The organism is Marinobacter sp. (genome assembly GCF_041690455.1).
Taxonomy (GTDB): domain Bacteria; phylum Pseudomonadota; class Gammaproteobacteria; order Pseudomonadales; family Oleiphilaceae; genus Marinobacter.
In genome coordinates, this window is record NZ_JAWLHI010000040.1 from 23,055 (window position 1) to 36,629 (window position 13,575).

Annotated in this window: 11 protein-coding genes; 3 read left to right on the top strand and 8 right to left on the bottom strand. The window is 60.4% G+C overall.

What is annotated here, in order from left to right; genetic code table 11:
- Positions 1 to 62: 62 nt before the first annotated feature.
- Both ACESMW_RS11400 and ACESMW_RS11405 read left to right on the top strand, forming a co-directional pair.
- Complete coding sequence (locus ACESMW_RS11400; RefSeq protein ID WP_372987159.1) at positions 63 to 2,837, top strand: mechanosensitive ion channel domain-containing protein; 2,775 nt, start codon at positions 63 to 65, stop codon at positions 2,835 to 2,837.
- Between the two features lie 103 nt (positions 2,838 to 2,940).
- On the top strand, positions 2,941 to 3,888 hold the full coding sequence (locus tag ACESMW_RS11405; RefSeq protein ID WP_372987160.1) for a hypothetical protein: 948 nt from the start codon (positions 2,941 to 2,943) through the stop codon (positions 3,886 to 3,888).
- A gap of 8 nt (positions 3,889 to 3,896) precedes the next feature.
- On the opposite strand, the gene ACESMW_RS11410 is transcribed toward ACESMW_RS11405, so the two are convergent.
- The 6 genes from ACESMW_RS11410 to ACESMW_RS11435 all read right to left on the bottom strand — a co-directional run bounded on the left by ACESMW_RS11410 (position 3,897) and on the right by ACESMW_RS11435 (position 10,532).
- Entirely contained in the window at positions 3,897 to 5,699 is a 1,803-nt protein-coding gene (locus ACESMW_RS11410; RefSeq protein ID WP_372987161.1) for an AMP-dependent synthetase/ligase, read from the bottom strand.
- Positions 5,696 to 6,505, bottom strand: coding sequence for an ABC transporter ATP-binding protein (locus tag ACESMW_RS11415; protein WP_372987162.1), 810 nt, complete (start codon positions 6,503 to 6,505; stop codon positions 5,696 to 5,698). The genes ACESMW_RS11410 and ACESMW_RS11415 overlap by 4 nt, the downstream gene beginning before the upstream one ends.
- Positions 6,506 to 6,513: 8 nt before the next feature.
- Positions 6,514 to 7,722: an ABC transporter substrate-binding protein gene (locus tag ACESMW_RS11420; RefSeq protein ID WP_372987163.1), complete on the bottom strand. Its 1,209-nt coding sequence runs from the start codon at positions 7,720 to 7,722 to the stop codon at positions 6,514 to 6,516.
- Between the two features lie 71 nt (positions 7,723 to 7,793).
- Positions 7,794 to 8,837, bottom strand: coding sequence for a branched-chain amino acid ABC transporter permease (locus tag ACESMW_RS11425; protein WP_372987164.1), 1,044 nt, complete (start codon positions 8,835 to 8,837; stop codon positions 7,794 to 7,796).
- 1 nt (position 8,838) lies between these two features.
- Complete coding sequence (locus tag ACESMW_RS11430) at positions 8,839 to 9,717, bottom strand: branched-chain amino acid ABC transporter permease (protein WP_372987165.1); 879 nt, start codon at positions 9,715 to 9,717, stop codon at positions 8,839 to 8,841.
- On the bottom strand, positions 9,717 to 10,532 hold the full coding sequence (locus ACESMW_RS11435) for an ABC transporter ATP-binding protein (RefSeq protein ID WP_372987166.1): 816 nt from the start codon (positions 10,530 to 10,532) through the stop codon (positions 9,717 to 9,719). The genes ACESMW_RS11430 and ACESMW_RS11435 overlap by 1 nt, the downstream gene beginning before the upstream one ends.
- Before the next feature lie 249 nt (positions 10,533 to 10,781).
- Here ACESMW_RS11435 and ACESMW_RS11440 point away from each other — a divergent pair, with 249 nt between their 5' ends.
- Positions 10,782 to 11,576 (top strand): enoyl-CoA hydratase/isomerase family protein, encoded by a 795-nt coding sequence (locus ACESMW_RS11440; RefSeq protein ID WP_372987167.1) that lies wholly within the window; start codon positions 10,782 to 10,784, stop codon positions 11,574 to 11,576.
- A gap of 23 nt (positions 11,577 to 11,599) precedes the next feature.
- Here the strand turns inward: ACESMW_RS11440 and ACESMW_RS11445 are convergent, their stop codons facing one another.
- Both ACESMW_RS11445 and ACESMW_RS11450 read right to left on the bottom strand, forming a co-directional pair.
- Positions 11,600 to 13,063, bottom strand: coding sequence for an NAD-dependent succinate-semialdehyde dehydrogenase (locus tag ACESMW_RS11445; RefSeq protein WP_372987169.1), 1,464 nt, complete (start codon positions 13,061 to 13,063; stop codon positions 11,600 to 11,602).
- A 36-nt stretch (positions 13,064 to 13,099) separates the two neighbouring features.
- On the bottom strand, positions 13,100 to 13,575 hold a 476-nt coding region (locus ACESMW_RS11450), incomplete at its 5' end, for a TetR/AcrR family transcriptional regulator (protein WP_372987168.1).

Consider the following 13,575-nt stretch of genomic DNA (forward strand, 5'->3'; position numbering starts at 1 on the left):
TCCCTCCCCACCCTGTATTCTGGCTACACTATCGGAAACTCGTGCGGGATCTCTTTTCATCCATGAATAGTCGCTTTCTTTTTCCGGTACTGTGCGCTCTGGCCTTCTGGACCAGCGAGGTTACCGCCCAACAGATGACTGCGGCCCTGGACGATCTGCTTCCCCCGGTACAGACCCAGACCGAGCAGCAGCCCCCCGTGGAAGAGGAGGAAAGCGAGAAAGGCGAGGATAAGGCCGGGGACGAGGAGGCGCCTGAAGAAGAGGAGAAGGAGCCAGAACCCTCTCCCACGCCGGTAAAACCGGAAATCGAGGCCCTGGAAGAGCCGCTGGAAAGCCAGCTGCCGGCGCCGGAGACCGAAGACATCCGCCAGCAGATCCAGAAGCTGGAAGAAGCCCTCAATACCCGCCAGCAGGCACTGGGTACCAGCCAGGACCGACTGGCGTTTGCCGAGAGTTTGCTCGCGCGCCTGGACAACGAATACGAAAGTTTCCAGTTACGCCTGGAGCGGGCGGGACTGAACCTCACCGACGATTACGCCAATCTGCTGCGCCAGCGACTGGAACGGCTGCGCAGTCAGACCATTGCCGCCGGCCTTACCCAGGGCATCACCGCCCAGCTCTCCGCAGCCCGCGAAGAACAGTTACGCCTGGAAGAGTTCGAGGCGGTGATCAATCCCACCGACGACATCCGGGGCCAGCTGGAGGTTCGGCGCTCGCAGTTGCTGCGTCAATTGCACGGAGTGGTCACTGAGCACATCGAAGTGCTGAACGATTATTACAACACTGTCGCCGAGCTGCAGGACCGGCTGGAGGCTTACAAGGAGCTACTGCAGCAGCGTCTGTTCTGGTTACCAAGTACTGAAGCCGTGGGTCTGGATACCTTCGGAAAACTGTTCGAGGGTGTCCGGTGGCTGGTCTCGGGGCTGGAATGGACCTCACTTCGGGATGGCATCAAGGCCTCTTTTGAAGAACACTGGCCCGAGAGCACCCTGCTTGCCGCCCTGCTTATTTTCCTCTCTGCGCGCCGAAAGGCTATCCGCCAGGCCCTGACCGACTCCGGCGAGGATATCGGTGACGTCGGCAAAGACCACTGGAACCTAACACTCTACGTCAGCCTGCTCAGCCTGTTGCGAGCCCTGCCTGCGGTGATTGCCCTCGGCATCGCCTCTCTGCTGCTGGACGAGGGCGACGACTTCCTCCATGCATTGTCACGGGGCCTGTCCAACGCCGCATTTACCATGCTGCTATTGCGGAGCGTCTATACCGTTGCCTATCGAGACGGTCTGGGTGAGCGACACTTCCAGTGGAACCCGAACACCCTGCAAGCCCTCCGCAAACAGATTCCACTGCTGCTCTGGATTCTGACGCCCATCGTCATCATCATGCCGGCTCTGGCATTGCCCGAAGGATCGGCCTACAGCGACAGCCTGGGCCGAACCCTCTTCGCCATCGCGTCTTTGGCACTGGCCTGGTTTGCCCACAAGTTCATGTCTGCGGTGCGCCAGGATCAGCCAAGTCGACGGGCGCTAAAGGTGCTGCATATTGTCGCCGTTGCGGTACCCCCCATGCTGGCCGCGCTCTCGGCCTGGGGCTACCACTACAGTGCCGTTCGCCTTGAAGGCCTGATGTTCATGAGCATCTGCTGGCTCGCCTTTGTCATCCTGCTGCATTATCTCGGTTTGCGCGGTCTGACCGTCCGGGAACGGCGCATGGCCCTGGTACGTCGCCTCGAGGAGCGCGAGGCCGAGCGCAAGCTGGCCGAAGCCCGTGAAGCCGCGGAGTCCACGGGTGAGGCTATGCCGGCAAGCTACGAATCGCCCCGTCAGGATATGAATGACATCAGCCAGCAGAGCGAAACCCTGCTCCGCGCCCTGTCCCTGGTAGTCGCCGCTATCGGCCTGTGGATGCTTTGGGATGACGTGTTCCCGGCCCTGGGCATCTTTGACGCCATCACCCTCTGGAGTATCGATACCGGGGTCGAAGGTGAAGCTCCGGTGCCCATCAACCTGGGTGACCTGATGCTCGCATTCGCGGTCGGAGCAGGCACCGTGCTGGCGGCACGCAACCTTCCGGGCACGCTGGAGGTGATGTTCCTGAGCCGGCTGCGCCTGGAGCCAGGGGTCGGTTACGCCATCACCACCATGGCCACCTACATCATTGTCTTTATCGGCATCATCGCCGCGCTCGGGGTGCTGGGACTGCAGTGGTCGAAACTGCAATGGCTGGTGGCGGCGCTCGGCGTGGGGCTTGGCTTCGGCCTGCAGGAGATTGTGGCCAATTTCGTCTCGGGCCTGATTCTGCTGTTCGAACGGCCGATCCGGGTGGGCGACACCGTCTCCATTGGCGGCATCACCGGTACCGTGTCACGGATCCGTATCCGTGCCACTACCCTGGTGGACTGGGATCGCAAAGAACAGATCATCCCCAACAAGACGTTTGTGACCCAGGACCTGACCAACTGGACCCTGACCGACGCCGTTACCCGGGTCATCGTCCGGGTGGGCGTGGCCTATGGTTCCGATGTGGATAGGGTCCAGGAACTGCTGTTCCAGATTGCTACCCACAACGAACGGGTGGTGAATGATCCTGCACCGGCGGTGTTCTGTGTAGGCCTGGGCGACAGCAGCGTGAACTTCGAGATCCGGGTGTTTGTGCGGGACATCAACGACATCATGCTCCTGTCCCACGAGCTGCACGCGACCATCACCCGGTCACTCCGGGAAGCAGGGATCGAGATCCCCTTCCCGCAACGGGACATTCACATCCGCACCGCTACCGGGTCATTCCCGGCCAGCGCTGGCGATACACCCAAGGATCAGGCGAATGATCCGGAATGAGACTCAAGGGAACGTCATTTACCGGATCTTTACACCGGTTGACGACATCCTGTTTCGGGCTTTGAGAAGATAGCGGGTAACACCAATACCGCGAGGGGCCGGGATGAACAGAACCGCAGCAGTACTCACAGGCCTTGCCGCCCTGCTTCTGTCAGGCTGCAAGGTGACGGTGTCGGATGGTTATGATGATGACTGGGACCGGGACTCCTATTCCTCGGGTTTCTTCCTCTACGTGGGTGATACCGGCGATGACTTCCCGGACGATTCCTGGAGCCTGGACGCGGCAGCGGAAGTCTGTGTCGACGATAACCTGTATTTTGAAACCGAGAGCGGCCGGGTCCGGGTCTACGGTTCATCCGCCTACAGCGAAACTGACTTTCGCGCGGCGGCAACCGAACTGGAACGGCGCATTGATGGGGTACTGAGCCGGTTCCAGCTGCGCTGGCCGGAGTTTGTCGACGATCGGAGCACCGCAGTCCGCTACCCGGATCGGCTGATTGGTTGTCTGAGCCCAACCGTTTCCCGAACCGAGCTTGCGTCTGCATCGGTAGCGGCTGTCAGCATCATGCCCTATACCAGCCAGTGGCCCTATGACACGGACCGTATCATCGCCCATGAACTGGCCCACTACGTCCAGGAAAACCTGAGCCGCTATCAGGCGAGGGATTCGCTCCTGCCCCTGTGGTTTGCCGAGGGCCAGGCATCGGTGGTGGCGGGCGAGCCCATGGCGCCGATCTACCAGCACTATGATTACGACCCATTGCTGGACGTCACGGTGTTCGATGCCACCACCGCCGACTACCGATTCGAACATTACGCCCTGGCCTACCACTACCTGGAAGAGGCGAACGGCCAGTTCGCGCTGACGGTGTTGCTGGATCTTGTCCAGTTCGCAGACTGGGAGGGTCTGGATGGCACCGTCTATTCCGGCGAATCCGAAGCCTTCGTCGAAGCCTTCAACGCCGCCGGACTGGTGGACCACCGGAACCGCTACCTCAGCCTGGAGCGCTTCAAAACCGAATACCACCAGTTGCTCAATGACAGCTACTGAAGGGCCCCTCAGGCGTACAGTGACTCGATGACATCGATGTACTTCTCGTAGATGTTGCTGCGGCGCACCTTCATGGTTGCCGTGACTTCATCGTCGTCGTGATCCAGTTCCTTGGTCAGCAGGTGGAAACGCTTGATCTGCGCCACCTGTGGCAGCTTGTCATTACCCTTCTCGATTTCGGCGCGGATCAGGTCATTGACCTGCTCGTGCTCGGCAAGGCTGCGAAACGTGGTGTAGGGAATCCGTTCCTGCTCGGCCCACTTGGCCACGGTCTCGAAATCGATCTGGATCAGGGCCGAGACGTACTTCCGGGCTTCCCCGACCACGATGCACTCCTTGATGTAGGGACTGGCCTTGATGGTGTTCTCGATCTCGGTGGGCGAGAGGTTCTTGCCTCCGGCGGTGATCATGATGTCTTTCAGGCGGTCGACGATCCTCAACTGGCCGTCACACCACTCACCCACATCCCCGGTGTGGAGCCAGCCGTCCTTCAGTGTCGACGCGGTGGCCTCATCATTCTTGTAATAGCCCTTGAACATGCTGCCGCCACGCATGAGGATTTCGTCCTGATCCCCGAGCTTGACCTCGACGCCCCTGATCGCCACGCCGACGGTACCGAGCCGGATATCGTCCAGGGGCTGGGCGGTGGCAACGCCAGTACTCTCCGTCTGGCCATAGACCTCCACCAGGGGAATGCCGATGGTCCGGAAGAACGACAGGATACCGGTGGAGATGGGTGCCGCGCCGGTCAGGGCAATGTGACAGCGGCGCAGGCCGATGTAGTTCTGCAGCGCCCGAAAGATCAGCCAGTAGCTGAGGCCGTACACCAGTTTCTCCCTCAGGGTCCACTGTGCCCGGGTCTTGGTAGCCATGGGCTCGCAGGTCCGCATCGCCCAATTGAACATGGCCTGGCGCAGCCGGCCGGTCTCCTGGATCTTGATGTAGATGGCGGAGTGCAGCTTCTCCCAGATTCTGGGCACGCCGAGGAAGAAACTCGGAGCGATTTCCCGCAGATCCTCCTGCACGGTCCGCAGACTCTCCCCGAAACTCACGGTGCTGCCCACGTATACCGGCGCAATGTTGGTCAGTGCCTGCTCGGCAACGTGACACAGGGGCAGGTAGGACAGGCTGGAAGAATGCCGGTCAACATCCAGCAGTTCGATCAGCCCCGGCGCGGCCGCGTGCAGGTTGCCCCAGCTGATCATGGCGCCCTTGGGCCGACCGGTGGAGCCAGATGTGTAGATCATCAGTGCGGTATCGTCCATGGCCTGGCTGGCGAGCATATGATCAATCAGATCCGGGTGTTGCTGCTCGTACTTCCGGCCCATGGCTTCCACGGCCTCGAAGGCGGTGGGGGGCGCCGGATAATTGCGCAGGCCCTTCATGTCGATGGTGACACACTGCTGCAGATGAGGCAGCTGCCCCCAGGCCTCGATGACCTTGTCGGTCTGTTCCTGGTCCTCACAGACCACGATTTCGGCATCGCTGTGCTCCAGCACGTAGGCCACTTCATTCCAGGGACTGGTGGGGTACACGCCGACGCAGATGCCGTTCACCAGGCCGATGCCCATCTGGGCAATCACCCACTCCACCCGGTTCTCCGAAATGATCGCCACGTGACCACCTTCGGACAATCCCAGGGCTCGCAGCCCCAGCCCGAAATGGCAGGCACGCTGATAGTAATCCTGCCAGGTATAGGCCTGCCAGATGCCAAAGTCCTTCTGGCGCAGCGCCAGATGATCGGAACGGTCCCGGGCATGGGCCCGTAACGTCTGGGGAAGGGTGAGTTCAGGCACTGCCGGTGTTGTCATGAGAGCCACCGCTTACGACGTTTATAATGCTTGATATCCCGGTAACTGCGCGTTTCGCCCTCGGCACCGCCCACCCCGAGGTAGAACTCCTGGACATCCTCGTTGGCGGTGAGTTTTTCCGTCGGGCCGTCAATCACGATCTTGCCGTTTTCCATGATGTAGCCATAGGAAGCAATGGCCAGGGAAACAGCCGCGTTCTGTTCCACCAGCAGGATGGCGGTACCCTGCTCCCGGTTGATTCGCGCGACGATAGTGAAGATTTCCTCTACCAGCAGCGGCGCCAGCCCCAGTGAGGGTTCGTCGAGCATGATCAGGTCCGGTTGGGCAATCAGTGCCCGGCCGAGCGCCAGCATCTGCTGCTCACCTCCTGAGAGATAACCGGCCAACTGCTTGCGGCGTTCCTTCAACCGGGGAAAGTAGTTGTAGACCAGCTCGAAGCTGTCACTCAGGGAGGGTTTGTTTCCGGTGAGCGCGTAGGTAGCGGCAATCAGGTTCTCCTCGACAGTCAGATCCTCGAATACCCGACGCCCCTCCATGACATGGAACAGGCCATTGCGCACCAGTTTCTCGGGCGGCACACCCTTCACATTCTTGCCCCGGAAGCGAACCTCCCCGGCAGTGACTTCGCCGTCCTCCAGGGTCAGCAGGCCGGAAACACTCTTCAGGGTGGTGGATTTGCCGGCACCGTTGGAGCCCAGAAGCGCCACAATGGCGCCCTTTGGTACCCGCAGTGACAGGCCCCGGAGGACCTGCACTGCTTTGTTGTAAACCACCTCGATGTTATCGATTTCCAGTAAGGCTTCCATACAGCCCCTCAGTCGAGGTGAATCCAGTCCGACACCGGCTCATAACGGCCAGCCTCGGCATTGACCCGCCAGATGCGGCCAACCGGAAACGACATGTCCTTCACCGTGACCGGAATACCGATGATGCCACCGGTGTCCCAGTCCTCGATGGAAGCCAGTGCCTCAGCCATGTTGTCCGCGTTCAGCTCCTTACCGGCATCGAGGGTACGCTTGATCACTTCCGTCCAGACCATGGCATTGAACCAGCCCTGGATGTAGCCGGTCGGACGGTAACCAGCGTCAGGATCGCTCTTCTCGGCCTGCGCCCTCAGGGCATCCAGCATCGGGCCGCTTTCCTCACTGTCGTAATAGTTGTATGGCATGACGCCCATATAGCCATCGGCATCCGCGCCCATCTTGTCGATGATCAGCTTGTCCGAGGACCAGAAGGTACCCATGAACTGGGTGTCCAGACCCATCTGGCGCATCTGCACCATGAATTCGTTGATCGGCGACAGCACGTAGCCGTGGAACACGACATAATCCGGACGCACCCTGCGTAGTTTCAGGACCTCGGCGGACACATCCACACTGCCGGGCTTGGTGACGATCTCCTCGACCACTTCAATGCCCAGTTCAGCGGCCCGGGCCTTGCCGTTCTCGATGGGATCCTTGCCGAACTCGGTATCGCTGTAGACGAAGGCCACGGTCGGCATGTCGCCATCCTCACCCTGGGAGGCGATGTACTCCAGAATGATGCCGAACATCTGGCTGTAGTTGGGCCCGGGGATGAACTGGTAGGGGTACTGCTCGTTGTCGGTCAGCGCCGTAGCGAAAGAGGCACCACTCATCAGTGTGGTCCCCATGCTGTTAAGCTCCGAGGCAATGGCCTTCATGAAGCCGGTGCTGTCACCGTAATAGGTGGCCGGTGAGCTACTGCCGGAAATCTTCTTGAAGGCTGCCACCGAGCGGTCCACCTCGTAAGCGGTGTCCTCCATCACGTATTCCACGGGATGGCCATTGATGCCACCCTGGCTGTTAATCCAGTCCGTATAGTCGGTAAGGCCCGCATGGAGGTGAATGCCGGCAAAGGCAAACACGCCCGAGAGCGGGATCGAGCCCCCGAACACAATGGGTTCCTTGTCCTGCGCCATGGCGGGGGCGGCTAAGGTCAACGCAGCAACCAGGCCACCAAACCCGGCGAGCTTGCGTCCTTTTTTGAGGATGTTTCTGAACATGTTTCTTCTCCTTGCTGGTTCTTGTTGTTGCTGTTGCACGGTCTCTCGGAGAAAGACTCGTTGAAACACGATTAATTCCGGAATGGCCACAACCGGAAGAATCGGCGGATGCGATGCCAGATCTCCGCCAGACCATGGGGTTCGAAGATCAGAAAACCGACGATCAGGGCACCGAAGATGATCTCCAGCATCGGTGACATGAACACCGGGGCATTGGGGTAGAACGGTGTCAGGGCCGCGGTCAGTAGTTTCAGGGCTTCCGGCACCAGGGTCATGAAAGCGGCGCCGAGGATGCCACCCAGCAGGTTACCCATGCCGCCGACAATCACCGCCGCCAGGTAGAAGATGGACATGGAGAGCGGGAAACTCTCCGGGGTCACTACCCGGTAGAAATAGGCGAACAGGCCGCCGGCGACACCGGCATAAAAGGAACTGAGCGCGAAGGACATCAGTTTGTACCGCAACAGGTTGATGCCCAGGATCTCGGCGGAAATATCCCGGTCCCGGATAGCAATGAAAGCCCGGCCAACCCGGGTGCGCAATACGTTTCGTGCTGTGAACACCATCAGCACCGCCAGCGGCACGATGATGAAATACATCCGGAAATCACTCTGGAAGGTCAGACCGAACAGGTGTGCAGGCTCCAGGCTCAGGCCGCCCATACCACCGGTGACCGATTCCCACTCGGCAAAGATGAAATGCAGGAACACGCTGGCGGCCAGGGTGGCAATGGCCAGATACAGCCCCTTGACGCGCAGCGACGGCAAGCCCACCAGAATCCCGACGGCGGCAGCTACCAGTCCCGCTAGCAGAAGGGTGACCGGAAACGGCAGGCCGGTGTTGAGGGAGAGCCAGGCCACTGTATAGGCACCCACGCCCATGAAGCCCGCCTGTCCCAAGGAAATCAGGCCGGTAAAGCCGGTCAGGATGTTCAAACCAGTGGTGCTGATCACGGCAATGCCCACCAGGCAGCCCAGGTACAGCAGGTAGGAGTCGGCCATGAAAGGGAACAGCACCAGAACCAACATTAACAGGCCGAACCAGAACTTCTGGGTGTTACTGGTCCAGATCGCCTCATCGGCCTCGTAGGTCTGTTTTGCGTCACCGATGCGCATCTTACACTCGCTCTATTTCGTGGGTACCGAACAGGCCATAGGGCCGGATCACCAGGATTATCGCCAGCACCACAAAGGTCGCCGGCATCCGGTACTCGCCACCCAGGTAGGCGCCGGCCACGGTTTCCAGCCAGCCGATGAACACGCCGGCCACCAGGGCACCGAGGATGCTGTCCAGGCCACCGACAATCACCACCACCAGCACACTCAGACCGATAATCCCGAACTGCGGGCTGAGCCCGCCGGTAGCAGCCACCAGCACACCAGCGAGGGAGGCGGCAAGTGAGCCGAACACCCAGGCCAGGTTGAACACCCGGCGCACGTTGATGCCCATGGAATAGGCCGCGGCCTGGTCCGAAGCGGTGGCCCTGAGTGCCACGCCACCCCGGGAGAAGCGGAAATAGAGCAGGTAAATGATCAAGAGGGCGGAACCGATCAGGAAGCCGTAGGCGATTTTCGGTGCCAGGTAGAGCGGGCCGATAAACACCGGTTCCCGGGGCAGGAAGTTGGGCAGCAACTGCGGATCGGCGGTCCATATGAACTCCACCAGCCCCACCAGGATGCTGGCAATGCCGATGGTCACCATTACCACCGAGATCGGGGACTCACCCAGCATCGGGCGGATCATGGTCTTCTCAATTACCCCGCCCAGGATACTGCCGCCGATCACCGCCAGTGGCAGCGCGATCCAGGCGGACAACTCCATGCCACCGGCAAAGGCCAGGAACAGGTAGGCGGCGAACATCATGATTTCACCGATGGCGAAGTTTATCACCCGGGTGGCCTTGTAAATCATCACAAAGCCCAGGGCAATCAGGGCATAGAGCCCGCCCATGGCCAGCCCGGCCAGACTGATTTCACCGAAGAACAACCAATCCATCAGGCGGCCTCCCCTTTCGGATTGAGTTTCTTGCGCAGGCTGTCGATGTCGCTGTTACCCAGGTAAGCCTTGATGACTTCGGGATTCTTCTGGACGTCCGCCGGCTCACCCTCGGTAATGACCTGCCCGAAGTTGAGTACGGCAATGTGGTCGGAGATGTCCATCACCATGCCCATGTCGTGCTCCACCATCAGCACGGTCACGCCCCACTCTTCCCGGATATCCAGGATGAAGCGGGCCATGTCCTCCTTTTCTTCCCGGTTCATGCCCGCCACCGGCTCATCCAGCATCAGCACTTTTGGGCGCATGGCCAGCGCCCGGGCCAGCTCGACGCGCTTCTGCAGGCCGTAAGACAGACTGGCTACCGGCTGGCGGCGGATGTGGTCGATTTCCAGGAAGTCGATGATCTGGTGCTCCACCTCCCGGCGCACTTCCATCTCTTCCCGACGGGCGGCACCGAAATAGAACATCGAGCCAAGCAAGCCGCTGTTCATGTGCACATGGGCACCCAGCTTGATGTTGTCGAGCACGGTCATCCCCCGGAACAGGGCGATGTTCTGGAAAGTCCGGGCCAGGCCCAGTGCGGCCCGTTTCGGCGGCTTGATGCCACTGGAAAGCTCCCGACCTTCATAGCGGATGGTGCCCTGCTGGGGCTTGTAGAAACCGGAAATGCAGTTGAACAGCGACGTTTTACCGGCACCGTTAGGACCAATAATGGTGGTGACGGTATTCTCGGGTACCCGGAAGCTGACGTCTTGAAGGGCCTTCACACCACCAAAAGACAGAGACAGATTACTGATGTCGAGGATGCTCACTTTACCTCCCGGCACCCCTGGCGCCGGATGAAGAGGCACGTTTACACGCCTCGTTTCTACCCAACCTACGCCTAAAGATGATTGTAATTGTTGTTTTTTTCTTGTCACCGGGGTAAGCCCCGATACAGATTTAAAGTAGTCCATCCAAGCAACATTAGGCAAACGCTTCTATTCTGTTACCTGGCAAATGGCATTAACCCTTACGCAGGGAACTGACCTTCAGATGCACCTCGGCTGGAAAAAACGAACATGATGAACAAATTGGTAACCACTGAGTTCCATCCTGACACTGGTGTGGCAATGCTTACCTTTAACCGGCCAGAAGCCCTGAACGCCATCAATGTACCACTGGCCGAAGCTTTCCTGGCCGCTGTAAAGAGGCTGAAAGAACTGTCGGGGGTGCGATGTGTGGTGCTGACCGGAGCCGGCCGTGCCTTCATGGCGGGCGGGGATGTGGCCAGCATGGCCGGCAGCCCCGAACAGGCCCGGGAGGTGGTCAATGCCCTGCTGGACGCCCTCAACCCGGCGATCCTGATTCTACGTGAACTGAACGCCCCGATCATTGCCGGTGTCCGGGGCTTTGCCGCCGGTGCCGGGCTGAGCCTGGCCCTGGGTGCGGACCTGATTATTTCTGACGCCAACGCCCGGTTCATGGTGGCCTACGATGGCATCGGCACAGTCCCGGACTGCGGGGGCACCTGGTTCCTGAACCGCCGTATTGGTACCGGTCGGGCCAGTCAGCTGATGCTCCTGGGCCAGTCTTTGACTGCCCTGGAGGCGCTGGAATGGGGCCTGATCAACCAGGTTGCCGCCGAAGGCGAGTTTGATGAGACCCTGGAGTCACTTGTCCGCAAGGTCGCCAAGGGCCCGAGCCGCGCCTACGCCGCATTCCGTCGACTCTCGGATGATGCCTTCGGAGTCACACTTGCCGAACACCTTGAAGCCGAGAGACAGGCCTTTCTTGAGGCCGTCGGGACCGCCGATTTCCAAGAGGGTGTGGCCGCGTTTATCGCAAAGCGGCCGGCACAGTTCCGGGGGCAATGACCAGCACTGCGAATCATGGGCACTTACCGCATGCCGCCAAGGCACAGGTATTTGAGCTCCATGAACTCGTCCAGGCCATAACGGGAGCCTTCCCGGCCAAGGCCGCTTTCCTTAACCCCGCCGAACGGCGCCGCCTCGGTGGAAATGATGCCCTCATTGATGCCGATCATGCCGGTTTCCAGGGCCTCGGCCACATGCCAGATTCTCCGGATGTCGTTGCTGTAGAAGTACGCCGCCAGGCCGAATTCCGAATCGTTGGCCATGGCAATCGCCTGCTCCTCGGTCTCGAACCGGAACAGCGGCGCCACCGGGCCGAAGGTTTCCTCACTGGCCACCTGCATGTCCTGGGTCACATCGGTCAGAATGGTCGGCTCGAAGAAGGTGCCGCCCAGGGCGTGAACCTTGCCCCCCAGAGCCACTTTCGCTCCCTTGGCGGTGGCATCGGCGATGTGACGCTGAACCTTGTCGAGCGCCGCCGCGTTGATCAGAGGGCCCTGTTGGGTTTCACCTTCGAGACCGGCGCCTACCACCATCTTGCTGACGGCTGCCTTGAGCTTTTCAACAAATTCGTCGTAGACACCGGACTGAACGTAGATGCGATTGGCACACACGCAGGTCTGGCCGGTGTTGCGGTATTTTGAAGCCATCAATCCGGCGACGGCGGCATCGAGATCGGCGTCGTCAAACACAATGAACGGGGCATTGCCACCCAACTCCAGACTCACCTTCTTGACCGTGCCGCTGGCCTGGCGCATCAGCAGTTTGCCCACCGGTGTAGAGCCGGTGAACGATACCTTGCGAACCACCGGGTTGGTGGTCAGTTCCTCACCCACCTCCGGCGCCCGGCCTTTCGAGCAGGTCACGATGTTGAGAATCCCGGGCGGGACACCGGCTTCCTCCGCCAGCACTGCCAGGGCCAGGGCGCATAGAGGGGTATCCTCCGCCGGCTTGACCACCACCGGACAACCGGCGGCCAGGGCCGGGGCCACCTTGCGGGTGATCATGGCCACCGGAAAGTTCCAGGGTGTGATCGCCGCCACCACCCCGATGGGCTGTTTGATCACCACGATGCGCTTGTCACGGCCATGGCCCGGAATCACGTCGCCATAGGCCCTCTTGGCTTCCTCGGCAAACCATTCGATGAAACTGGCGCCGTAACCCACCTCGCCCCGGGCTTCCGCCAGCGGCTTGCCCTGTTCCGCGGTCATCAGCCGGGCCAGGTCATCCTGGTGTTGCATCACCAGATCAAACCACCGGCGCAGGATGCCCGCCCGCTCCTTGGCCGGTCGGGAGCGCCATTCCGGCCACGCCGCCTCGGCCGCCTGGATTGCCTGCCGGGTATCGTCGGCGCCCATATCCGGCACATTGGCCAGATGTTCGCCATTGGCCGGGTTGGTTACCGGCAACAAATCACCCGAACGGGCCTGGACCCATTCGCCATTGATATAGGCGCTTTCGCGCAGCAGTTCCGAATTCGTCAAACTGATAGTCATCACAGTCCTCACAGGAGAGAGTCAACGCCCTCAGAGCAGATAGCTTTCAATCACATCCCTGACAAAGGCAGCATAGTCGTCAACGGCCACATTCTGGTCGCGGTATTTCCGGCGCTTCAGGTACCAGTCCTGCAACAGGGCCTTGATCATCGAGGCCACCAGCCGGGCATTCCTCGGCCGGTACACGCCGGCATTGATACCGTCCTCGATAACACCCAGGAAGATGTCTTCGATCTCCAGTTCGATGGCCACCGCATCCCGCTTCTCCGGTGCCGGCAGGCTCTTCGCTTCCATGTAGGAGAAATAGAACCAGGCCCGCATCAGTTCGCTCAGGTACAGGTGCGCCTTGATCGCCGAGAACAGCTTGTCACGGACGTCATCCACCTCGCCAGTGTAATGCAACAGGGTGCGGCGGGTGATGGTGAAGCCGTGGCTCTGGATCAGGTGGATCAGGTCATCTTTGTTGCGAATGTAGGCATAAAGGCCGCCCATACTCATGCCCGAGT

What these genes read in the sequence shown, in the direction of transcription:
- ACESMW_RS11410 (WP_372987161.1), bottom strand. Translation starts at nt 5,699, where the DNA reads ATGACAACACCGGCAGTGCCTGAACTCACCCTTCCCCAGACGTTACGG.
- ACESMW_RS11440 (WP_372987167.1), top strand. Translation starts at nt 10,782, where the DNA reads ATGATGAACAAATTGGTAACCACTGAGTTCCATCCTGACACTGGTGTG.
- ACESMW_RS11430 (WP_372987165.1), bottom strand. Translation starts at nt 9,717, where the DNA reads ATGGATTGGTTGTTCTTCGGTGAAATCAGTCTGGCCGGGCTGGCCATG.
- ACESMW_RS11425 (WP_372987164.1), bottom strand. Translation starts at nt 8,837, where the DNA reads ATGCGCATCGGTGACGCAAAACAGACCTACGAGGCCGATGAGGCGATC.
- ACESMW_RS11400 (WP_372987159.1), top strand. Translation starts at nt 63, where the DNA reads ATGAATAGTCGCTTTCTTTTTCCGGTACTGTGCGCTCTGGCCTTCTGG.
- ACESMW_RS11420 (WP_372987163.1), bottom strand. Translation starts at nt 7,722, where the DNA reads ATGTTCAGAAACATCCTCAAAAAAGGACGCAAGCTCGCCGGGTTTGGT.
- ACESMW_RS11405 (WP_372987160.1), top strand. Translation starts at nt 2,941, where the DNA reads ATGAACAGAACCGCAGCAGTACTCACAGGCCTTGCCGCCCTGCTTCTG.
- ACESMW_RS11415 (WP_372987162.1), bottom strand. Translation starts at nt 6,505, where the DNA reads ATGGAAGCCTTACTGGAAATCGATAACATCGAGGTGGTTTACAACAAA.